Origin of the sequence: Nonomuraea thailandensis (genome assembly GCF_024172165.1) — a bacterium.
Classification (GTDB): domain Bacteria; phylum Actinomycetota; class Actinomycetes; order Streptosporangiales; family Streptosporangiaceae; genus Nonomuraea; species Nonomuraea thailandensis.
The window spans coordinates 2,237,536-2,257,481 of sequence record NZ_JAMZEB010000002.1 but is presented as its reverse complement, the minus strand read 5'-3'; the positions used below and the strand labels follow the sequence as shown (position 1 = coordinate 2,257,481).

Annotated in this window: 16 protein-coding genes; 3 read left to right on the top strand and 13 right to left on the bottom strand. The window is 74.1% G+C overall.

The genetic code is table 11. The features are described 5' to 3' along the window. Positions 1–32 precede the first annotated feature (32 nt). The 6 genes from HD597_RS14300 to HD597_RS14275 form a co-directional block, all read right to left on the bottom strand. On the bottom strand, positions 33–1,253 hold the full coding sequence (locus tag HD597_RS14300; protein ID WP_253742566.1) for a molybdopterin molybdotransferase MoeA: 1,221 nt from the start codon (positions 1,251–1,253) through the stop codon (positions 33–35). After that, complete coding sequence (locus tag HD597_RS14295; protein ID WP_253742563.1) at positions 1,250–2,992, bottom strand: NAD(P)H-dependent oxidoreductase subunit E; 1,743 nt, start codon at positions 2,990–2,992, stop codon at positions 1,250–1,252. Before HD597_RS14295 ends, HD597_RS14300 begins: the two co-directional genes overlap by 4 nt. Next, the gene (gene fdhF, locus HD597_RS14290) at positions 2,989–5,922 is read right to left on the bottom strand and encodes a formate dehydrogenase subunit alpha (protein WP_253742560.1); all 2,934 of its coding nucleotides are present in this window, start codon (positions 5,920–5,922) and stop codon (positions 2,989–2,991) included. The genes HD597_RS14295 and fdhF overlap by 4 nt, the downstream gene beginning before the upstream one ends. A gap of 94 nt (positions 5,923–6,016) precedes the next feature. Beyond that, positions 6,017–7,819, bottom strand: coding sequence for an aldehyde ferredoxin oxidoreductase family protein (locus HD597_RS14285; protein WP_253742558.1), 1,803 nt, complete (start codon positions 7,817–7,819; stop codon positions 6,017–6,019). Between the two features lie 29 nt (positions 7,820–7,848). Continuing rightward, the gene (locus HD597_RS14280) at positions 7,849–8,694 is read right to left on the bottom strand and encodes an NTP transferase domain-containing protein (RefSeq protein ID WP_253742556.1); all 846 of its coding nucleotides are present in this window, start codon (positions 8,692–8,694) and stop codon (positions 7,849–7,851) included. A gap of 63 nt (positions 8,695–8,757) precedes the next feature. Further along, positions 8,758–9,864: an NAD(P)/FAD-dependent oxidoreductase gene (locus HD597_RS14275; RefSeq protein ID WP_253742555.1), complete on the bottom strand. Its 1,107-nt coding sequence runs from the start codon at positions 9,862–9,864 to the stop codon at positions 8,758–8,760. A 91-nt stretch (positions 9,865–9,955) separates the two neighbouring features. Here HD597_RS14275 and HD597_RS14270 point away from each other — a divergent pair, with 91 nt between their 5' ends. After that, entirely contained in the window at positions 9,956–10,309 is a 354-nt protein-coding gene (locus tag HD597_RS14270) for a winged helix-turn-helix transcriptional regulator (protein WP_253742554.1), read from the top strand. Between the two features lie 21 nt (positions 10,310–10,330). Here the strand turns inward: HD597_RS14270 and HD597_RS14265 are convergent, their stop codons facing one another. After that, entirely contained in the window at positions 10,331–11,164 is an 834-nt protein-coding gene (locus HD597_RS14265) for a helix-turn-helix transcriptional regulator (protein ID WP_253742552.1), read from the bottom strand. Beyond that, positions 11,161–11,571 (bottom strand): ATP-binding protein, encoded by a 411-nt coding sequence (locus tag HD597_RS14260; protein WP_253742551.1) that lies wholly within the window; start codon positions 11,569–11,571, stop codon positions 11,161–11,163. Before HD597_RS14260 ends, HD597_RS14265 begins: the two co-directional genes overlap by 4 nt. A gap of 195 nt (positions 11,572–11,766) precedes the next feature. Between HD597_RS14260 and HD597_RS14255 the strand changes: the two genes are divergently transcribed. Further along, entirely contained in the window at positions 11,767–13,008 is a 1,242-nt protein-coding gene (locus HD597_RS14255) for a cytochrome P450 (protein ID WP_253742550.1), read from the top strand. Between the two features lie 117 nt (positions 13,009–13,125). On the opposite strand, the gene HD597_RS14250 is transcribed toward HD597_RS14255, so the two are convergent. Continuing rightward, entirely contained in the window at positions 13,126–13,731 is a 606-nt protein-coding gene (locus tag HD597_RS14250; protein ID WP_253742549.1) for a TetR/AcrR family transcriptional regulator, read from the bottom strand. Positions 13,732–13,795: 64 nt separating this feature from the next. On the opposite strand from HD597_RS14250, the gene HD597_RS14245 reads away from it, so the two are divergent. Next, the gene (locus HD597_RS14245; RefSeq protein ID WP_253742548.1) at positions 13,796–14,203 is read left to right on the top strand and encodes a RidA family protein; all 408 of its coding nucleotides are present in this window, start codon (positions 13,796–13,798) and stop codon (positions 14,201–14,203) included. A 46-nt stretch (positions 14,204–14,249) separates the two neighbouring features. Here HD597_RS14245 and HD597_RS14240 read toward each other — a convergent pair whose 3' ends face one another. The 4 genes from HD597_RS14240 to HD597_RS14225 are packed head-to-tail and all read right to left on the bottom strand — an operon-like array spanning position 14,250 to position 19,902. Next, complete coding sequence (locus tag HD597_RS14240) at positions 14,250–14,639, bottom strand: VOC family protein (RefSeq protein WP_253742547.1); 390 nt, start codon at positions 14,637–14,639, stop codon at positions 14,250–14,252. A gap of 33 nt (positions 14,640–14,672) precedes the next feature. Next, on the bottom strand, positions 14,673–15,854 hold the full coding sequence (locus HD597_RS14235) for a thiopeptide maturation pyridine synthase (RefSeq protein WP_253742545.1): 1,182 nt from the start codon (positions 15,852–15,854) through the stop codon (positions 14,673–14,675). Continuing rightward, on the bottom strand, positions 15,842–16,975 hold the full coding sequence (locus HD597_RS14230) for a lantibiotic dehydratase C-terminal domain-containing protein (protein ID WP_253742543.1): 1,134 nt from the start codon (positions 16,973–16,975) through the stop codon (positions 15,842–15,844). Before HD597_RS14230 ends, HD597_RS14235 begins: the two co-directional genes overlap by 13 nt. Further along, on the bottom strand, positions 16,972–19,902 hold the full coding sequence (locus tag HD597_RS14225; protein WP_253742541.1) for a lantibiotic dehydratase: 2,931 nt from the start codon (positions 19,900–19,902) through the stop codon (positions 16,972–16,974). Before HD597_RS14225 ends, HD597_RS14230 begins: the two co-directional genes overlap by 4 nt. Between the last annotated feature and the right edge of the window lie 44 nt (positions 19,903–19,946).

The window sequence follows — 19,946 nt, the reverse complement described above, 5'->3', positions numbered from 1 at the left end:
CAGGATGACCTCTACTCAGGAACTTTCCGCGCTCATCGGTACAGCACGACCTCTACTTCGGTGCCCGCGTCCAGCCCGGTGGCCGGTTCCGGCACGATCACGTAGCCGTCGGCGCGGGTCAGCACCGACAGCAGCGCCGACGGGCCGAAGATCGGCTCGGCCACGCCGTTCCGCACGCCGACCTGGACCACGTCGAGCCGCCCCGCCGCCGAGGCCAGGTCGCGCGACAGCCGCGCGCGGGTGCTCGGCTGCGGCGGCGGGCTCTCGCACCCGGCCAGGCGCCACAGCAGCGGCACGCCGACCTGCCCGAACACGACCAGCGCGGACAGCGGGTTGCCGGGCAGCCCGATGAGCGGGATGCCCGAGCACTCGGCCAGCAGCGTGGGCTTGCCCGGTTTGATGGCGATCCCGTGGCACCAGACCTCGCCGACGGCGGCCACCGCGCCCGCCGTCTCGTCCCTCGTGCCGACGGACGAGCCCGCCGACACGACGACCAGGTCGGATTCGGGCAGCAGCGCGGTCAGCCGGTCCTTCAGCGCGCCGGGCTCGTCCGGGACGATGCCGGCGATCACCGGCTCGCCGCCCGCGCCGGCCACCAGCCCCGCCAGCGCGGAGGCGGTGGCGTCGCGCACCTGCCCGGGGCCGAGCCGCGCGGTGCCGGGCGGCACCACCTCGTCGCCGGTGGAGACGATCGCCACCCGGGGGCGGCGGTGCGCGACGACCTCGGTGACGCCGGCCGCGGCGAGGAAGCCGAGGTCGGGGGCGCGCAGCGGCCGGCCGGCCGGCGCCAGCACGCCGCCCTGTGCGACGTCCTCGTCGGCGCGGACGATGCCGCCGCCCGGCGCGACGGGCCGGGTCACCTCGATCGTGCCCGGCATCGTCTCGGCGGTGTACTCCACCATGACGACCGCGTCGGCGCCGGCCGGGAGCACGCCTCCGGTCGGCATGGCGACGCATCCGCCGGCCCGGACCGCCACGTCGGGCGCCGCGCCCATGCGCACCGCGCCGAGCAGGTCGAGGTAGGACGGCAGCGCGTCGGAGGCGCCGTAGGTGTCCATCGCGCGGACCGCGAAGCCGTCGACGGTGGACCGGGCGAAGCCGGGCAGCGCTTCGGGCGCGGTGATGTCGGCGGCGGGCACCCGGTGCAGCGCCCCGGACAGCGGGACGCGCTCGGCGGGCGTGCGATGCGCGGGCCGGAACCCGGCGCGGACCTCGGCGAGGGTCCGCGCCGTGAAGAACTCTCTGCCGCTCAACGGTCCGGCTGCTCCTTCGACCCTTCGGGGCGGGGCTGCGGGCGCGCCGCCGCGGCGCCCTTGTTCAGCCCGAGCACCGACACCACCGGCCCGAGCGCCACCTGCCCGAGCCCGCAGATGGATGTCTTGCGCATGGTCTCCTCGAGTTGCACGATCCGGCCCTGCTGCGCCTCGTCGAGGGTGGCGGACCCGGAGTCCAGCACCCCGCGCAGCACCTCGTGGGCCTTGGTGGAGCCTACCCGGCAGGGCACGCACTTACCGCACGACTCGTTGCGGAAGAAGCGCAGCACGTTGGTGGCGGCGGCCAGCAGGTCGGTGCCCTCGGCCAGCACCACCAGGGCGCCGGAGCCGAGCATGGTCCCGGCCTCGGCGAGCGAGCCGAAGTCCAGCGGCAGGTCCAGCTTGTCGGGGCCGATGAAGTTGGAGGACGCGCCGCCCGGCTGCACGGCGCCGACGCGGGCGCCGCCGCTCACGCCGCCGGCCAGGTCGATCAGGGCGCGCACCGTGGTGCCCATGGGCACGCAGTACACGCCGGGGTTCTCGACGTGGCCGGAGACGGCGAAGAACTTCCAGCCGGTGCTGTCCCCCTCGCCCTGCGCGGCCCACCATTCGGCGCCGTGCTGCAGGATCACCGGCACGTCGGCGAAGGTCTCCACGGAGTTGATCAGCGTGGGGCGGCCGTGCAGGCCGTAGTTCCCGGGGAAGGGCGGCTTGTTGCGCGGCTCGCCGCGATGGCCCTCCATGCACTCCAGCAGCGCGGTCTCCTCGCCGAGGATGTAGCCGCCCGGCGAGACGAAGATGTCGACGTCGAGGCGGCGGCCGCTGCCGCAGGCGTTCTCGCCGATCACGCCGGCCTCGCGCAGCGCCTCGAGCTCCGCGTGCAGCACGCGCTCCTCGGGGCCGTACTCGTGCCGGATGAAGATCCAGCCCTGCTCGGCGCCGACCACGGCCATGCCGAGCAGGAGACCCTCGATCACCAGGTGCGGCTGGTCGGTCAGGATCTGCCGGTCCTTGAACGTGCCGGGCTCGGACTCGTCGGCGTTGCAGATCGCGTACTTGACGCCGCCCGGCTCGGTGGCGGCGACCAGGCCCCACTTGCGGCCCGTGGGGAAGCCGGCGCCGCCCATGCCGCGCAGCCCGGACGCCTCCAGCGTGGCCACCACGCTCTCGGCGCTCATCCGGCCGGCCAGCAGGGCGCGCAGGCTCGCGTACCGGCCCTGGACGTCGGAGCCGGCCGGGTACGGGTCGTTCGGCCAGGGCTCGGCGCGCCCCGTCACGGCGGCCTCGGCCAGTTCCTCCTCGCGGGCCGCGGCCACGAGCTCGTCGAGGCCGGCGACCGGCGCCGGGTGCTCGTTGACGGCCAGGGCCGGGGCGCTGTCGCAGCGGCCCAGGCAGGACACCTCGGTGAGCTCGATCTCGGTGTCGTCGCCGTACCGGGCGCGTACCTCGGCGATGCGGTCGTCGGCCGAGCGCAGCCAGCACGACAGGTCGTGGCACACGCTGACGCTCACCTTGGCGGGCGGGGTCGTGCGGTAGTGCGGGTAGAACGAGACGAGCCCCTCGATCTCGTACAGCGGCCGCCGCATGGTGCGGGCCAGCTCCTCGAGCTCCTCCCGCGGCAGCCAGCCCAGCCTCGCCTGGACGGCGTTGAGCGCCGGGATCAGCGACGGCCCGGGGAACTTGCCGGCCCGCGCCTCGACACCCGGAAGCCGGCGGCCCACCTCGAAACTCAGAGTCATTCGGACACACTCCACGTGGGCTCGGCGCGCAGCGCCTCGACCTGGATCGCACAGAACTTGAACTCGGGGATCTTGCCGTAGGGGTCGATCTCGTCGATCGTCAGCAGGTTCGCCGCCGCCTCACGGAAGTGGAACGGGATGAAGCAGTTGCCGAGCTGCTCGCGGTGGGAGATGCGGACCTGCAGCTCGATGACGCCGCGCCGGGAGCGCACGCGGACCGGCTGGCCGTGCGACAGGCCGCGGTCGGCGGCGTCCTTCGGGTGCATGTACACCTCGGCGATCGGCGAGATCGTGTCCAGCGCGTACGACCGCCGCGTCATCGACCCGGTGTGCCAGTGTTCGAGCAGCCGCCCGGTGTTGAGCACCAGCGGGTACTCGGCGTCCGGCAGCTCCTTGGCCGGCAGCCACTGCGCGGGCACGAGGTGGGCGAGACCGTCGTCGGTGTTGAACCGCTCGTCGAACAGGACCACGGTGCCGTCGGAGTGGTCGGGGTCGGCGTTGGGGTAGAGCTTGCCGGTCAGCCCCAGGTTGTCGTGGCGCAGGTTCGCGTACGACGGCATGAGCTCGACCATCTCGTCGAACACCTCGCTGGGCGTGGCGTACGACCAGTCCAGCCCGATCCTGCGGGCGAGGTCCTGGATGATCTCCCAGTCCACCCTGGCCTGGCCGGGCGGGTCCATCACCTTGCGGCCGAGCTGCACGCGCCGGTCGGTGTTGGTGTAGGTGCCCTCCTTCTCCAGGTAGGACGACGCCGGCAGGATGACGTCGGCGAACTCGGCGGTCTCGGTCAGGAAGATGTCCTGCACGACCAGGAAGTCGAGCTGGGACAGCGCCTTGCGCACCTTGTTGATGTTGGGGTCGGACAGGAACGGGTTCTCGCCGAGCATGTACATGCCGCGCACGCCGCCCGGCTTCAGCACCGAGCCGATGATCTCGGTGACGGTGAGCCCGCGCTCGGGGTCGAGCTCGGTGCCCCAGGCCTGCTCGAACCGCCTGCGGGTGGCGTCGCGGTCGACGCCCTGGTAGTCGGGGTAGAACATGGGGATCAGCCCGGCGTCGGAGGCGCCCTGGACGTTGTTCTGCCCGCGCAGCGGGTGCAGGCCCGTGCCCGGCCTGCCGACGTTGCCGGTGATCGAGCAGAGCGCGATGAGGCAGCGGGCGTTGTCGGTGCCGGTGGTGTGCTGGGAGATGCCCATGCCCCAGTAGATGACGCCGGCCTTGGCCTCGCCCCAGACCCGCGCGACCTCGCGGATCAGGTCGGCGTCGACGCCGGTGATCTGCGCGGCGCGCTCGGGCGGGTAGTCGTTGACGGTGCGCACGAGCTCCTCGAAGCCGGAGACGCGGGCCTTGATGAACTCCATGTCGATCAGGCCGAGCCGGATCACCTCGTGCATGACCGCGTTGTAGAACGCCACGTCGGTGCCCGGCTTGACCTGGCAGTGGTAGTCGGCGTGCTCGGCCACGGTGCTGGCGCGCGGATCGACATAGACGATCTTCGTGCCGCGGCGGCGGGCCTGCTTGAAGAAGGAGCTGGCCACGGGGTGGTTCGCCGTGGGGTTCGAGCCGGTGATGATAACGACCTCGGCGTTGGCGACGTCGCCGTACGTGGTCGAGACGGCGCCGGAGCCGACGCCCTCGAACAGCGCGGCCACCGACGAGGCGTGGCACAGCCGCGTGCAGTGGTCGACGTTGTTGGTGCCGAACCCGGCCCTGATCAGCTTCTGGAAGAGGTAGGCCTCCTCGTTGGAGCACTTCGCGGAGCCGAACCCGGCGATGGCGCCGGGGCCCAGCTCGGCGTGGATCTCCTTCAGCCGCCGGGCGACGAGGTCGAGCGCCTCCTCCCAGGTGGCCTCGCGGAAGTGCGGCAGCACCTCGTCGTAGTCGACGAGCCCGCCCGGCTTGCGCTTGCGGTCCTTGCCGTTCCTGCTCAGCCTGGCGCTGCGGTCGCCGCCGCCGCCCGCGCGCCCCCGGTCGTTGGAGGAGTCGCCGCGCACGTCGGCCGACAGCGGGCCCTTGGGGTAGGACGACTCCTTCCTGATCAGGGGCATGGTCAGGCGTTGCGGGGAGGCCGCGTAGTCCCAGCCGTAGCGGCCCTTGACGCACAGCCGGCTCTTCGAGCCCGGCTGATCGCGCCCCTCGGCGAAGGCGATCGCGCCGCGCGACCGGTCGACGTAGTAGGTCAGGGCGCAGCCGACGCCGCAGTACGGGCACACGGTGTCGACCGCGTCCAGCTCCTCGCGGGGCCGGATGGGGATGTCGTTGATCGCCTTGTTGGTCAGGGCGCCGGTGGGGCAGGCCTGCACGCACTCGCCGCACGTCACGCAGGAGCTGGCGCCCATCGGATCGTTGAGGTCGAAGGCGATCCTGGTCGAGTAGCCCTTGCCGGAGCGGCCGATGACGTCGTTGCCCTGGATGTCGTCGCAGGCGCGGACGCAGCGGTCGCACAGGATGCAGGCGTCGTGGTTCACCGCGATGACCGGGTTGGAGAGGTCCACGCCGCGGCCGGAGCCGCACGGCAGGTCCGTCGTCTCCTTGGCCACGTCGAACCGGTCGGCGAGGTCGAGGAGCAGGTTGTCGCCGGTGGTCGTCTGTTTCGGGTCCTCCGCGCGCGGCGGCTGGTCGGACAGCAGCAGCTCGGTCAGCGTGGCCCGGTTGCGTTCCACCTCCGGGGTGCTGGTCTTGACCTGCATGCCTTCCTCGCAGGGGCGCACGCAGGCGGCGGCGAAGGCCCGCCCGCCGGTGTCCACCACGCACATGCGGCACACCCCGACGGGGTCGTACCGCTCGTTGTGGCACAACACCGGTATGTCGATGTCCAGCTGTTTCGCTGCGTCGTAAATGCTGGTGCCTTCCGGCACGGTCACGGCACGGCCGTCGATCTCGACGGTCACGGTCCGCACGCCGGTCGCCGGCTCCTCGAGCGTCGTCATCTCAACTCCACGCTGGCATACAGAATACGGCATACACCATGCCAGCAATCTACCCCTGCGAGTGACCGGTCTTCTACCCCCTCCTCACGATCTTCTACCCGTCGAGCAGGAGATCCTGGAGGTCAGCCGCCGCGACGCGCCCTTCGGCGTCCAGCCCGCGGGCGGCGTAGTAGCCGGCGACCATCGATCGCAGGCGGCCCGCGTCGAGCGACGCGCGGCGGCCGGAGCCGAGCTCCAGCGGCGTTTCCAGCATGCGCGGCGGCAGCGTGTCGTCGGCGGCGGTGGCGCCCTCGCGCAGGTTGTACGCGCGCTTGGCCCGGACGATCCGCCTGGCGGTCTCCCGCAGCTCGGCGGCGTCCAGCGGCCATCCGGTGACCAGCTCCAGCAGCCGGGCCCACTCCGTGAAGGGGTCGTCGAAGACGCCGCGCAGGAACTTGCAGAGAATCATGGAGTCCATGACCGCGGCGCGGTCCTCGGTGTCGACGGCGGCGGCGACGTGGGCCGCCCCGCCGGCCAGCCGGTCGAGCTCGCCCGACAGGTCGGCCTCGTAGGCGCCGGACCGGTTGTGGTCGGCTCCCCTGGCGTTCACCGCGAGCCCGAGCGCCATGGCCTGGAGGCTGCGCGGCTCGTAACCGGGCAGTTCCAGGCCCTTGACCTGCGGCGCGAAGTCGATCGAGGAGTGCCCCACCACGGCGGCGGCGCGGCGCGAGCCCTGCGCGAGCAGCTCGCCCAGGCCGGGCGAGCGCTCCCCGATCGCGTCCAGCGCGCGCAGCAGCGCCGCGCCGTCGCCGAACCGCAGCCACGGCTCGTCGAGCAGGCCGCGCTCGGCGCACTCCATGGCCCACGCGATCGTGCCGCCCGCCGAGATGGTGTCGATGCCCAGCTCGTCACAGCGGGCGCTGGCGGCGAACACCTCGTCGGGGTCGGACACGCCGCACAGCGGGCCGAGCGCGAAGACGTTCTCGTACTCCATCCGCTGCTTGCCGCCGCCCTTGCGCGAGTAGATGTGCTCGCAGCCGATGGAGCAGGACGCGCAGCTGTTGCGGGCCACCCCGCGCAGCTCGTGCAGCTCCTCGGCGGCCAGGCGGGGCGCGCCCTCGAACGTGGCGGCGGTGAAGTTGCGGGTGGGCAGGGTGCTGACGGCGTTGAACGCCAGGAGGTTGGCCAGCGTGCCCAGCTCCCGGTACTTCGCGGTGGCCGGGCCGAAGCTGCGCCCGCGCAGGTCGCGGGCGGCGGCCAGCACTGCGGCCTGGTCGGCCACCGACACCTTGGTCGCGGCCCTGACCAGCACGGCCTTGATGTTCTTGGCGCCCATGACGGCGCCCAGGCCGCCCCGGCCCGCGTGGCGGCCGTCATGGCTGATGGTCGCGTACCGCACCTGGCGCTCGCCCGCCGGGCCGATCGCCGCGGTGCGCCAGGTGCGGCCGAACCGCGCCCGCGCCGCGCGCTCCGCCTCGGCCGCGGGCAGCCCGGCGAGCTCGGGCGCCGGTTCGAGCCGCACGCCGTCGCCGTCGATCAGCAGCACCGACAGCTCCTCGGCCCGGCCGCGGATCACGATCGCGTCATGACCGGTCAGCTTGCCGGCGATGGCGAACTGGCTGGAGGCCAGGGCGTCGGTCAGCAGGCCGGTCAGCGGGGACTTGGCCACCACCGCGAACTTCGCGCTGGTCGTCAGCGGCGTGCCGACCAGCGAGGAGAAGACGAACGCCAGGGGCGCCGCCGGAGCGAGCGGATCGACGCCGGCGGGGGCCAGCCGGTGCAGCAGCCACGTGCCGAGGCCCACCCCGCCGAGATAGGCGCGCAGCACCCGCTCGTCCAGCTCGTAGGGGACGCCGCTCGCCGCCGTGCCTGCGACGTCCACCAGCAACGCTCGTCCGAAGAACCCGCCAGCAGCCATGCCCCGACTCTACGACGGAGCCGGACCAGTCAGCCCCCGGCGTCCGCCGACAGGAAGGCGACGGTGTCGCCGGCCGCCAGGGGCAGGGCCGTGTCGCGGGTGACCTGGTCGCCGTTGAGTGCGGCCACCACGTGCCGGTCCAGGGTCAGCCCGACCGCGGCCGCCGCGGCTCCCAGCGTGGCGGCCCTGATGGCGTGCGGCCGGTGGCCGCCGTTCCTGGCGAGCGCGCCGAACCGCTCCACCACGACCTCCGGCGGCTGCCGGTCCCTGGCCGCCGCGTAGTCCTCGGGGGAGTTGACGTTGACCACGGACTCCAGCTCCGGGTCGAGCCGGGCGAGCTCCGCGTCCGCCAGCAGCTCCGCGTCGCCGAGCCGGGCCACCTCGCAGTGCTTGAACAACATGCCCGGCCGCAGGTCACCCTCGGCCAGCAGGCTCGCGACCAGCCCGGCCAGCGCGGTCCGGTAGCCGGCGGCCAGCGGCTGCCGGAAGCCCCTGGCGACCGGCAGCGCGACGTCCGTGCCGGGGGTCAGCGCGCGCAGGACCCGCCGGACGAAGGCCGGGTGCAGGAACGGCAGGTCGGTGGAGCACACGAACGCCGTCTCGGCCTGCCCGGCCACCGCCGCGAGCCCCACGGCCAGCCCCTGCATGGGGCCCAGCCCCTCGACGGGGTCCTCGGCCACCGTGACCCCGGAGGGCAGCGGCGGCAGCTCCTGCCCCGGCGCGGCGACCACGACGACCGGGCCGTCCACCGTCCTGGCGAGGACCGCGGCGGCCCGGTACAACAACGTCGAGCCGTGCCAGTCCAGCCAGGCCTTCGGCTGTCCCATCCGGGTGGAGCGCCCACCCGCGAGCACCACGCCCGCAGCAGTCTGCATGCCCGCATGCTAGGCCACGCCGCCGATCACGCACACCTGGCCCTGCCCCGCGCGGCCTCCGGGTCAGGCCTGGCCCGGGGCGTCGAAGTGGCCGGTGCTGTGCTCGACCAGCATCGCCCGCCCCTTGATCTCGGCCGTGGCCTCGGCGCCGATGACGCCCTGCCCGGGGAGCTGGCCGGCGCCGCCCTCGGGGCCGAGGGGCACGAGGATCAGCGCGGGGCGGCGCTCGTACGCGAGCGTCTCGCCCTCGCCGGTGATCCGCGCGCGCAGGTTCGCGGCCAGCAGCTCGCCCTGCTGCCCGGCGAAGCCGGCCATGTTGCGGTCGGCGTCGGAGATGTCGCCGATGGCGAAGACGCGCTCCTGCCCGAGCACCCGCAGCGACGAGTCGACGCGGATGTATCCCTGCGCGTCCAGGGCCCCGGCGAGCTCGCCGCGCAGGTAGTCGGTGCGGGGCACCACCCCGAAGCAGCGGAACCAGACGTCGGCCGTCAGCTTGTCCCCCGCCTCGGTCGCGATCGCGATGGGAGCGGCGGTGGCGGGCGGCGCGCCGGGCAGCTCCCGCAGCGGGCTGCCGAGCTTGAGCTCGACGCCGAGCTCGTCGAGCTGCCTGCGCAGCTCGTCGCGCAGCTCCTGCTCGAACGGCCCCGGCAGGATGTCGGGGGCGACGTCGGCGAGCGTGACGTGCTTGCCGGGGAACGCGGCCTTGATCTCGCCGGCCAGCTCCAGCCCCACGGGGCCCGCGCCGACCAGGAGCACCCGCTCGGCGCCGGCGAGCGCCTCGTGCGCGGCGCGCGCCTCGGCCTTGGCGAGCTCGGCGTCCGGCTTGCCGGCCTTGGCAGGGAACGGGTACGCCGAGCCCGTGGCCAGCACCAGGTAGTCGGGCCGGAGCGTGGCTCCGGAGGCGAGCGTCACCTGCGTGCCGTCCACGGCCACGGCGCGGTCGCGCAGGAAGCGCCCGTGCGTGAGCAGCCGCCGGTAGGGCACGAAGATCCGGTCCAGCCACTCCGGCTCGACCAGCGCCCGCCAGGCGGCGACGTTGTGCATGAACGCGTCGGACGGATCGACCAGCGTCACGTCCGCCACGTCGTCGAGCAGCCTGGCCACCTTGGAGCCGCCGTATCCGCCGCCCAGCACCACGACGGCGGGGCGCACCCGCGCATTCTCACCCATCACAGTCTCCTTGCTAGTCATTGAGGTGCGCCTAGGCTATTCATATCTACTAGTAAAATCAAAGTGACCTTGTTTCTGCTAGTGTGGAGGCATGGCAAGGGCACCCATGCGGCGAGACGTGGCCGACTGCGCACGCGGTGATGCCGCGCTGACGCGCGCCTTCGCCCTGCTCGGCAAGCGCTGGAGCGGCCCCGTGCTCGGCAGCCTGCGCGCCGGGCCGGCCGGCTTCCGCGAGCTGTCGCGGGCCATCGGCGGGGTGAGCGACTCCGTGCTGTCCGACCGGCTGTCCGAGCTCGCCAAGGCGGGCCTGATCGCGCGCACCGTGGACGCCGGGCCGCCGGTCACGGTCACCTACGAGCTGACCGACAGCGGCAAGGCGCTGATGCCGGCGCTGCACGAGTTGTCCCAGTGGGCCGAGCACCACCTGCCCGACGGCGACTCCTGATCGTCTCGACGATCCGCGCCGTCACGCCACCCGCGCGCGCTCGGCCAGCGCCAGCAGCCTCTCCTCCGACGGGGAGCCGGTCGGCGCGGTGTAGACGACCAGATACAGGTCGGGATCGGCGGTGGGCGCGAACGACTCCCAGCTGAGCGTCATCGTTCCCGCCTCGGGATGGCGTATCCGCTTGGCCCCGTACGTGCAGTAGGTCACCCGGTGCTCGGCCCAGTGGCGGGCGAACTCGGCGGAGCGCTCGGTCAGCTCGTCGACCAGCGCCTGCGGGCGCGGGTCGTCGCCGGCCCGGCCCAGCGCGCCCCGCAGCCAGGCGGCGGCCTCGACGGCGACCTCGTCCCAGTCGGGGAAGACGTCGCGGGCCCGGGGATCGAGGAAGATCCAGCGGATCTCGTTGCGCTCGGCGCGGGGCATGGCCTCGAAATCGGTGAGGAGAGCCGCGCCCAGCCGGTTGATCGCCAGGATGTCCAGGACCCCGGTCATCAGCAGCGCCGGCGCCGGGCCGAGCATGTCGAGCATCATCCGCAGGGCGGCCCGCGGCCGGGCCGGTGGCCGCGGCGGCGCGTGATGCCGGTCGGTGATGAGCTCGCGCAGATGGCGCAGCTCCTCGGGGCCGAGCCGCAGGACTCCGGCCACCGCCTCCAGCACCTGGTCGGAGACGTTGCCGACGCGCCCCTGCTCCATCCGGGTGTAGTAGTCGACGCTGACCCCGGCCGCCAGGGCGAGCTCCTCGCGGCGCAGCCCGCGCACGCGGCGGCCACCGGTCCTCGCGGGCAGGCCCACCTCGCGCGGGGTCACCCGGGCTCGCCGCGAGCGCAGGAACTCCCGCAGCTCGTCCTGCCGCCTCATACCGCCAGTATCGCATGTGCGCAGGTCAGGCCTGCTTCCATCTCGAACCAGACCGTCTTGCAGCCGCGTTCGCCGTTCACCTCGACGTTCCATCTGTCGGCGAGCTCGTCGACCAGGCCCAGCCCGCGACCGCCCGTGGCGGCCTCGCCGGCCCGGCGCGGCACCAGCGGGGCGAGGGCTCCATGGTCGGTGATCTCGGCCCGCAGGCCACCCGGCTTCCGGGTCAGGCTGAGGGTGATGGGCGGCCGGGCGTGGGTGACGGCGTTGGTGACGAGCTCGCTGACGACGAGCGTGGCGTCGTCGATCGTCTCCGGCGTCACACCCCATCCGGCCAGCGTGGCGCGGGTGAGCCTGCGCGCGTACGCCACGGACCGGGCTTCGGGCGGAAGGTTGCTGATGGTGGTCATGTCGGTGCCTCTCTGGATCGCTCACCTGGTGGAACACCGGAGGGCGGGCGGACATGGGGCCGGGGCTGGCCTTGCCGTACCTGGGTCCGGCCAGGGCCACCTTCACTTGAGAATCGGTTGCGTATCTTATTTCGGTGATCTACGGTGTCCTCCGTTAGATACGGGAACGTACCCTAATGGAACGAGGACACGCTGATGACCGACAGCAGCTCGACCGGGAGGTCCGCGGGCGTGAGCACCGCCGGCATGCGGCGGATCCTGCCGCCGGACGTGGTGGAGCGAGGGCGCGCCCCGTTCGACCCGCCGCCCGGCCTGCGCGGAGGCGGCCCGGTCCGGCCGCTGGACCTGCTGAACGGCGCGCGGGCGTGGCTGGTGACCGGGTTCGAGGAGGCCCGCACGGTGCTGTCGGACGCCCGGTTCAGCGCCGACAAGCTGCGCCATCACGACGCCACGTCGCCACGTCCGCCACAGGCGCCGGTGGCGGAGCGCGAGGACGGGGCCTTCGTCTTCATGGACCCGCCGGAGCACACCCGGCTGCGGCGGGCACTGACGGGCCAGTTCACCGTACGGCGGATGCGGCAGCTCGAGGCGCGGGTCCGGGAGATCGCGGTCGAGCACATCGAGGCCATGCGGGCGGCGGGCACGCGGGCCGATCTGGTGCCGGCGTTCGCGCTGCCGCTGCCGTCGCTGGTCATCTGCGAGCTGCTGGGCGTGGACTACGCCGACCGCGCGGAGTTCCAGGAGCGCACGGCGGTCGGCCTGAGCGCGAGCTCCACCCCGCAGGAGCAGATCGCGGCGCGCGCCGAGCTGCACGCGTTCATGCGGCGGCTGGTGTCGGCCAAGCGCTCGGACCCCGCCGACGACCTGCTGTCGGGGCTCGTCCACGACGCCGACCCGCCCCTGACGGACGCGCAGCTCGTCGACATGGCCCTCCTCCTGCTCACCGCGGGCCACGAGACCACGGCCAACATGCTGGGCCTGGGCACGTTCGCGCTGCTGGAGCACCCAGGCCAGCTCGCGGCCCTGCGGGCGGAGCCGGGCCTGATCGACGGCGCGGTGGAGGAGCTGCTGCGATTCCTGTCGATCATCCAGCTCGGCGTCAGCCGGGTCGCCACGGAGCCGGTGACGCTGGGCGGGGTGGACCTGCCGGCCGGCGCGACCGTCGTGATCGCCACACCCGAGGTGAACCGCGACCCGCGGCACTGGCCCGACCCCGACGTGCTCGACGTGCGCCGCGCCCGCACGCCGCACCTGGCCTTCGGGCACGGCGTGCACCAGTGCCTGGGCCAGCAGCTCGCCCGGATCGAGCTGCGGATCGGGCTGGGCGAGCTGCTCTCCCGCCTGCCGGGCCTGCGCCTGGCGGTGCCGGCCGGGCAGGTGCCGGTACGCGACGAGATGCTGGTCTTCGGCGTGCGCTCGCTGCCGGTCACCTGGTGAACGAGCGCGGCATCGCCTTCCCCGGCCGGCGCGGGGAGGCGGAGCTCCACGCCGGTGACGGCGGCACCCCACCGGGGAGGCGGAGCTCACGCCGCCCCGGCGGCACCCCGCTGGGCGTCAGAGGCGCCAGCCGTGCTCGACCGACCGGCGGCATCGCCCGGGATCGTCGCCCGCGCCGGTGAACAGGGCGGTCAGGAGCGGCACGCCCTGGGCCAGCGCCTGTTCCGGCAGGGGGCCGGTGGCGACCAGTGACGCCAGGCCGTGTCCGATGATCCAGCTCTGGGTGGCCAGCTCCAGCGGGTCCGTGCCGTCGCGGAAGCGGCCGGCGGCGGTGGCCCGTTCGACGGCCCGTACGAGGTGGTGCAGCGTTTCGTCCGCGGCGGCGGCGTCCTCCAGCTCGAACCCGGCGTCGAACATGACCCGGTAGAGGTCGGGGCCCGCCATGGCGTTGGCCAGGTAGGCGGCGCCGAGCGCGGCGAGGTCGCGCACCGGGTCGCGGGTCGGCGCGACCGTGGCGAGGCGGGCGGCCAGGCGGGTGAACCCTTCCTGCCGCATCGCCGTCCACAGGCCGTCCATGCTGCCGAAGTAGGTGTAGACGGCCATGGTCGACACCCCGGTCCCGGCCACCAGCGAGCGGAGCGTGACCGGCTCCCGGGCGGCGAGCAGCTGAGCGGCGCGGTCGATGAGCAGGGAGCGGATCGCGGGGTCCTTCGTCCTCACCATGGACCCACAATACATAGCTTTGCTATGTTAAGAGAAGCTGCCGGACTCACCGTGAGGAGCGGACATGACCGTGACGCTGGTCAACCCCGACGGGTTGCCGAAGCCCGACGTCTACCGCCAGATGTCGATCGCCACCGGGTCGAAGCTGGTGTTCCTGGCGGGTCAGGTGGCCCGCGACGCCGAGGGCGGCCGGGTGGGCGAGGGCGATCTGGCCGCCCAGGTCGAGCAGGCCTACCTCAACATCGGCACCGCCCTGGCCGCGGCCGGCGGCTCCTTCGACGACGTGGCCAAGCTGACCGTCTACGTCGTCGACTGGACACCCGACAAGATGCCGCTGCTCGGCGAGGGGGTCTCGCGGGCGGCGGCGAAGCTCGGGGTGGACCCGGTCAAGCCGATCACGCTGCTGGGCGTGGCCGCGCTGGGAGAGCCGGACCTGCTGGTCGAGGTCGAGGCCACCGCCGTGCTCGACTGAGCCGATCCCGCACCCCGGGAGCGGCGCGGAGCGGGGACGCCGGAGGTCAGGAGGCGGTCGTCACCTTCCACAGGTAGCCGTCCGGGTCGCCGAACCAGCCGGAGTAGCCGCCCCAGCCGGCGGCCTCCGCCTCCTTGACGACCGTCGCGCCCGCGGCCACCGCGGTCCGCATGACCTCGTCCACCGCCTGCCTGGAGTCGGTGACGAAGTGGAAGGAGACGCCGCGGAACCCGGATCCCTCGGCGGAGACGCCGGCGTCCTGCGCCGCGGCCTGCCATTCGTAGAGCGCCAGCTTCGATGAGCCCTCACCCAGGCTGCACCTGACGAAGCCGGGGTGGTCCTGCTCGATCTCGCCGCCCATGGCCTCGGCGTAGAACTTCTTGGCGCGGTTCACGTCCTGGACGCCGAGCATGATCACGCTCGCCTGCAGTGACATGGTTTTCCCTCCGGTCTCTGCTCCTTTTCCGGATCACGCTAGGGGCTGCGTGCGGCTTCGCGCTTCTTCGATCCTGATCGGTCGCGGCGCGGTGAAGCGGCGCAGCGCGTCCAGGCCCGACAGGCCGTAGACGTCCTCCACCGCGTCGGCCAGCAGGTGGCAGGTCCTGAACCGGTCGAGCGGGGTGAGGCCGAGCCGCGTCAGGTGCAGGTAGGTGTAGTTGAGCAGCACCCGGTAACGCCGGAAGGCCGGGTCGGCGAAGATCGCCTCGTGGTAGGCGGGGTTGTCGAAGACCAGGCGCTGCAGCTCGGTGGGCTCGCGGTGCGGCGCGGGCGGGTCGCCTGGCCGGGGCTGGAAGGCCTCGCCCGGCTCGATCGTCGGCTGGTTCAGGCGTCCGTCGGCCATCATCTCCGTGATCCGCGGACGGTAGCGCGCCAGCAGGGCCGCCCATTCCCGGACGAACGGCACGGGCGGGGCGGTGACGTCGTCCAGGCAGGCGACCACGTCCCGCACGCGCCGCGTCAGGGCCGCGCGCCGCTCGCGGAAGTCGCGTTCGAACGCCGCGCGCGCCTGTTCCGGGTCGGCCGCCCAGGTGAGGTAGCCCTCCGCGTGCATCCGGAACGACAGGTAGCTGCGGTCGATGCGCTGCGAGGTGTGCGCGATCGTCAGCATGAGGCTCAGCGCCAGCCCCAGCCTGCCGTCGCCGCCCGCGCGCACGTGCTCCAGCATGCCGAACAGCAGCGGGGTCGCGTCGGTGTAGAACGCGGCGAGCAGGTCCGCCTCCTCGTCGCTGCCGAGCACGTGCCGGCGCGAGTCGTACGGCGCGTCGCGGATGGAGTTGTCCGGCGGCCACGGCGTGAGCGGGCCGCGCTCCTGCTCCCGCATGGCGAGCAGGCGGTGCCTGGGCAGGCTCCGCGCCGGGTCGAGCGCCGCCGTCGAGGGGTGCTCGCGCAGGTAGGCGCCGACGACCTCGGCCACGCGCGGGCGCACCACCTGCTCCCAGACGTCCGGTGACGCCTTGACGTTGATCCGCAGGTGCGGGCCCTGCCGCCAGTGACGCAGCACGTACGCCGCCGCCACCTGACCCCGCAGCCCGTCGAGCAGCGGGCGGACGGCGTCCAGCAGCAGGCCGTCCTTGTCCTGGGCGTGGTAGTGGACGTGCACGCAGTGCCAGGTGGGGGTGTCGGATGCGGGCGAGCGGGTCAGGGGGACCACCTCCGGGGGTCGGCGAGACCGGCGACGGCGCGGGCCGCCAGGAAGGACGTGTGCTGCTCGGCTCCGGCGCGCAGTCCCAGCCGGTTGTGGAACAGGTGGACGCAGCGCATCAGGATCAGGGCGACCGTGCGGCGCTCGGGTGGCGCGGCCAGGGCTAGGAACGCGTGGGGGGAGCCCGAGTCGCGGGGGGTGCAGCGGCCTTCGGCCTGGAGGGCGTCGAGGTCGGCTCGCAGGGCGTGGATCGAGGAGGTCCAGGCGGCGAGCAGGCCCGTGCCCCAGTCCGGCGGCTGCCACAGGGTGCGGGTCTGGGCGAGCAGGGCGGCTCCGCGGCGCCGCCAGTCCTCCTCCATGTCCTCCATGGCGGAGTGCGGCCCGGCGGCCGCATCGGTGGTCGTCGGCTCGGATGGTGGTGTGCCCGTCTCGCGGGCGGCCGTGGCCAGGCGGTGGGCGGCGGCGGGCAGGTCCGGCTCGCAGGCGGCGACCGCGATCGTGAGCGCGGCCAGGCCGATCGCCGTGCGGCGGCCCATCTCGGTCCCGGCGCGCAGCACGTCCAGCGCGAGCCGGCTCGACACCGCGAAGTGCCGTTCGGCGGCGGCCACGCAGGCGGCGTCGCCGTACGCCTCGTGCTCGGGCCGGTAGGCGATGAACGCCACCGAGCCGGCGGGGTGGAGCCGGTCGTCGTAGCTCGCGCGCCGCTCGCCCCGGGCCATGGCGGCGGCGAAGGCGCGGTAGGCCGTCGCGTCGGCCTCAGGGGACGGGTGCCGGGCGAAGTGGGCCGCCGCCCGGTCGCGGATCAGGTCGCGGACGCGCGGCCGGCGGGCCGGGTCCGGCACCTCCAGCCTGAGCCGCACGTGCTGGCCGCCCTCCCAGTAGCGCAGGAAGAAGGCGCTGCCGGCCGTGCCGTCCGCTGCCAGCTCCCGCGTCACCGGGTCCACCACGCCGGTGATCAGCGGGTCGAGGTCACCGAAGTGGAACAGGTGCGCAGCGACCCAGCGCCCCTCCGGATCGCCCTGGGCAGCGGTGCCGCCGGGCCGGCGTTCCTCGGCATCGCCCGTGACGGCGCCGGCGGCAGGCCGGTGGGGCTCGGCGCCGCCGTTGGTGTCCGCGTGCGCCGCCGTCATCGGCGGCCCGGCTTCGCGGAGAGCTGCACGACGTACTCGGTGACGCGGGCGTCCGCGCCGTACCGGGGAGCCTGGGAGGGGTCGGGCAGGGCCTCTTCGAGGACCAGCAGCGCGCCGGGGTCGCGCAGCGTGCGGACGAAGCCGGCCAGCAGCAGCGGGTCGGTGACGTCCACGTACATGGGCTTGCGGTCCTTGCTCAGCAGCCCCGCCAGCAGGCCGCTCCCCAGGTCCACCACGCGGGCGAAGAACCGGCGGGACACCCCGTGCGACGCCAGCCACCCGGCCAGCCTGGGCAGGTAGGCCGCCTCACTCTCGCCCTTGGCCGGCACCGGGAACGCGCCGGCCCGCAGCCGCCAGACCGCCCGCGCGACCGTCAGCCGCCCGACGTCCATCCGCGGCCAGCGCTCCACCACACCCTCGGCCGGCGGCTCGCTGCGCGTGCGGAACACCCAGCCGGGCACCATCGCCGTGGACGGCTCGCCGAACACCCGCACCAGGAACTGCAACCAGGGCGGCAACCAGTACTGGGCGGTCATGCCCAGATGGACCGGCCTGACCGGGCGACCCGCGCGGTCGAACAGAACCAGCCGGTCGCAGGCCGGGTCGTGGCCGACGGTGAGGTCCGCCGGGGCGACGCTCGGCAGGTGCGCGTCCGGGGCGGTGAAGGGGTGGTCGAGGGCGAGGTCGGCCGTGGCTGGGCGGACGTTGAGGCCGCCGCCGACGAGGCCTCGGCACTCGGCCACCATGACGTCGCCCTGCGCCGCCCGCAGGCCGTCCGCCGGCGGCGCGTCGCCACCGGCCAGGGTGACCAGGCGGTGCAGCCGCGACAGGCCGCGCCCGTAACCGGCGGAGATCGAGTTGACGACCGCTCGCACGCCGCCGGGTCCCGGCACGGCCTGGAGGTAGGCGCAGATCGACCCCGGGGGCCGGACGAAATCCGGCCACTCCCGCGCCAGGGCCCTCAGCCTCACGGCCGTGAGATCCACCGGCTCCCGGGCGCCGGGGCCCGCGCCCTGAAGGCTGAGGTCTGCGTCTTGAGGGCTGAGGTCTGCGTCCTGAGGGCCGAGGTCCGCGTCCTGAGGGCTGAGGTCCGCGCCGCGAGAGTTGAGGTGTGCGCTCTGGTGCTCGCGGCTGCCGCCGGGGACGCCGGGGACTCCGGGGTCCGGGCTGTGGGTGCCGGGTTCGGTGTCCTGGGGACCGGCGCCGAGGCGCTCCCAGAAGCCTCGGCGCAGCTCGGTGAGCCGGGTGAGGCCGGGCGGTGGCTCGGCGTCCGGCAGCGCGCGCAGGCCCGCCACCGGGTCGCGGAGCATGGCGCGCAGCAGCGCCCCGCCCGCGCCCGGCGCCTCGCGGTGGATCTCGCGGTAGAGGTCCACGGCGGGGATCCGGCCGCCGGTGCCGTGCCGGTCCAGGAAGAACGCGGTGGCGGCGATCTTGACGGGCAGGTCGGGGTCGAACAGTCCGAGCAGTCCTCGCACAGCGTCCAGGTCGTCGCAGACCCCGCGCCAGGCCGTCGCGTTCAGCCGTCCCGCGACGCCGGGCATGACGGCGCTGTGCCACAGCAGGTTCTTGTCGGGCAGGGACGGCCCCGGCGGCAGCACCTCCCGCAACGCCTCCCGGACGACCGCCGCCACCTCAGCGCCGTCCCCGGTGACTCCGCCGGGCAACGCCGCGCTTACCTCCCCCGCCGCCTCCTCTCCCCCATGCGCCTCTCCGACCCCACGCGCCCTCGTACGCGCCCCTTCTGCCGCCTCATCTCCCCCACGTGCCCCCGTGGGTACCTCGCCGATCGCCGGGTCGCCGACGCGCAGTGCCTCGGCGACCCGGGCGACGGCCTGTGCGTACGGGGTGGGGCCGTCCGACGCCAGCCAGGACGCCAGCTCCCCCACCGGGTCGGGCCCCTGCTCGTCGTACGGCGGGAGGTACTCCAGCAGCCCCGCCTCGGCCAGCGGCTCGATCCCGGGGGCCGCGGCGAGGGTCGCGTCGTCCCGCTCGCGCACCCAGTCGAGGGCCTGCCGGACCCCGGCGCTCGCGGGCACGCTGGACAGGGGCTCCCCGTGCCCGGGGCTGAGGAACCAGATCCGGTTCCCGTCGTCGGCGGCGGACGGGTTGACGCGCAGCCGGGCCCGCTCCCGTACGCGCCGGTGCCGGGTGAGCACCGCCCACAGCGGGCGCAGGACCGCCCGGTCGAGCTCGGCCATGACCTGCCAGGACGGCTCGCCGCCCGTCCGCACCGCCGGCCCGTCCGGCTCCCACCGGCCCAGGCCGCTGAGCGTGAACGTGGCGTACGGGCTGGTCTTGACGCTGGCCCGGGCCAGGTAGCGGGCCAGCCGCAGCAGCTCCTGCCGCTCGGGCGGGCGCTCGGCGGGACCGGCGAGCCAGGCTTCGAGCCTGCCGGCCAGCACCGCGCTGCCCTGCGCGAGGCCGTGGCGGAAGCCGGGGTCGGACACCGCCTCGCGCAGCACCGCCGTCTTCTCCCGCGACTCCGCCGCCAGCACGGCCGGCAGCGCAGCGCGCAGCTCCTCCGCACGGCGCCGCAGGGCGGTCCACGCGCCGATCCTGGCGGCCAGGCCCGTGGGCAGGGCCGCCAGCACCTCGGCGGACGCGGCCCGGCCGCCCGGGCGGCGTCCGGCGAACACCGCGCGCCGCAGCGCCACCAGCCCCGCCCTGAGCGGGCCCGCCGCCACGCCGCCGATCACCTCGTGCAGCGGATCGGACAGATCCGCGCCCTCCCGCCGCAGCCGGGCCGAGATCTCGGCCAGCTCGTCCAGCAGCCGCCACGTACGGGTGCAGCGCATCCGGTCCAGCCCGGCCACCGGCAGCCCCGCGACGCGGACGGCGAGAACGGGCGAGAGTGCATAATCGGGATCAGCGAGCCTTGCAGAGTCGCCGTCCCCCGCGACGGGGACGGCGTGCGCTACCTGGGTCAATGGAACGCGCTCCTCGAAGGGTTCGTCAGGGGCCGAGGGCGCCC

Bases quoted from the DNA above. Each gene is read 5' to 3' on its own strand.
- HD597_RS14295 (WP_253742563.1), bottom strand. From the start codon at position 2,992: ATGACTCTGAGTTTCGAGGTGGGCCGCCGGCTTCCGGGTGTCGAGGCG.
- fdhF (WP_253742560.1), bottom strand. From the start codon at position 5,922: ATGACGACGCTCGAGGAGCCGGCGACCGGCGTGCGGACCGTGACCGTC.
- HD597_RS14285 (WP_253742558.1), bottom strand. From the start codon at position 7,819: ATGGCTGCTGGCGGGTTCTTCGGACGAGCGTTGCTGGTGGACGTCGCA.
- HD597_RS14280 (WP_253742556.1), bottom strand. From the start codon at position 8,694: ATGCAGACTGCTGCGGGCGTGGTGCTCGCGGGTGGGCGCTCCACCCGG.
- HD597_RS14275 (WP_253742555.1), bottom strand. From the start codon at position 9,864: ATGGGTGAGAATGCGCGGGTGCGCCCCGCCGTCGTGGTGCTGGGCGGC.
- HD597_RS14270 (WP_253742554.1), top strand. From the start codon at position 9,956: ATGGCAAGGGCACCCATGCGGCGAGACGTGGCCGACTGCGCACGCGGT.
- HD597_RS14265 (WP_253742552.1), bottom strand. From the start codon at position 11,164: ATGAGGCGGCAGGACGAGCTGCGGGAGTTCCTGCGCTCGCGGCGAGCC.
- HD597_RS14260 (WP_253742551.1), bottom strand. From the start codon at position 11,571: ATGACCACCATCAGCAACCTTCCGCCCGAAGCCCGGTCCGTGGCGTAC.
- HD597_RS14255 (WP_253742550.1), top strand. From the start codon at position 11,767: ATGACCGACAGCAGCTCGACCGGGAGGTCCGCGGGCGTGAGCACCGCC.
- HD597_RS14250 (WP_253742549.1), bottom strand. From the start codon at position 13,731: ATGGTGAGGACGAAGGACCCCGCGATCCGCTCCCTGCTCATCGACCGC.
- HD597_RS14245 (WP_253742548.1), top strand. From the start codon at position 13,796: ATGACCGTGACGCTGGTCAACCCCGACGGGTTGCCGAAGCCCGACGTC.
- HD597_RS14240 (WP_253742547.1), bottom strand. From the start codon at position 14,639: ATGTCACTGCAGGCGAGCGTGATCATGCTCGGCGTCCAGGACGTGAAC.
- HD597_RS14230 (WP_253742543.1), bottom strand. From the start codon at position 16,975: ATGACGGCGGCGCACGCGGACACCAACGGCGGCGCCGAGCCCCACCGG.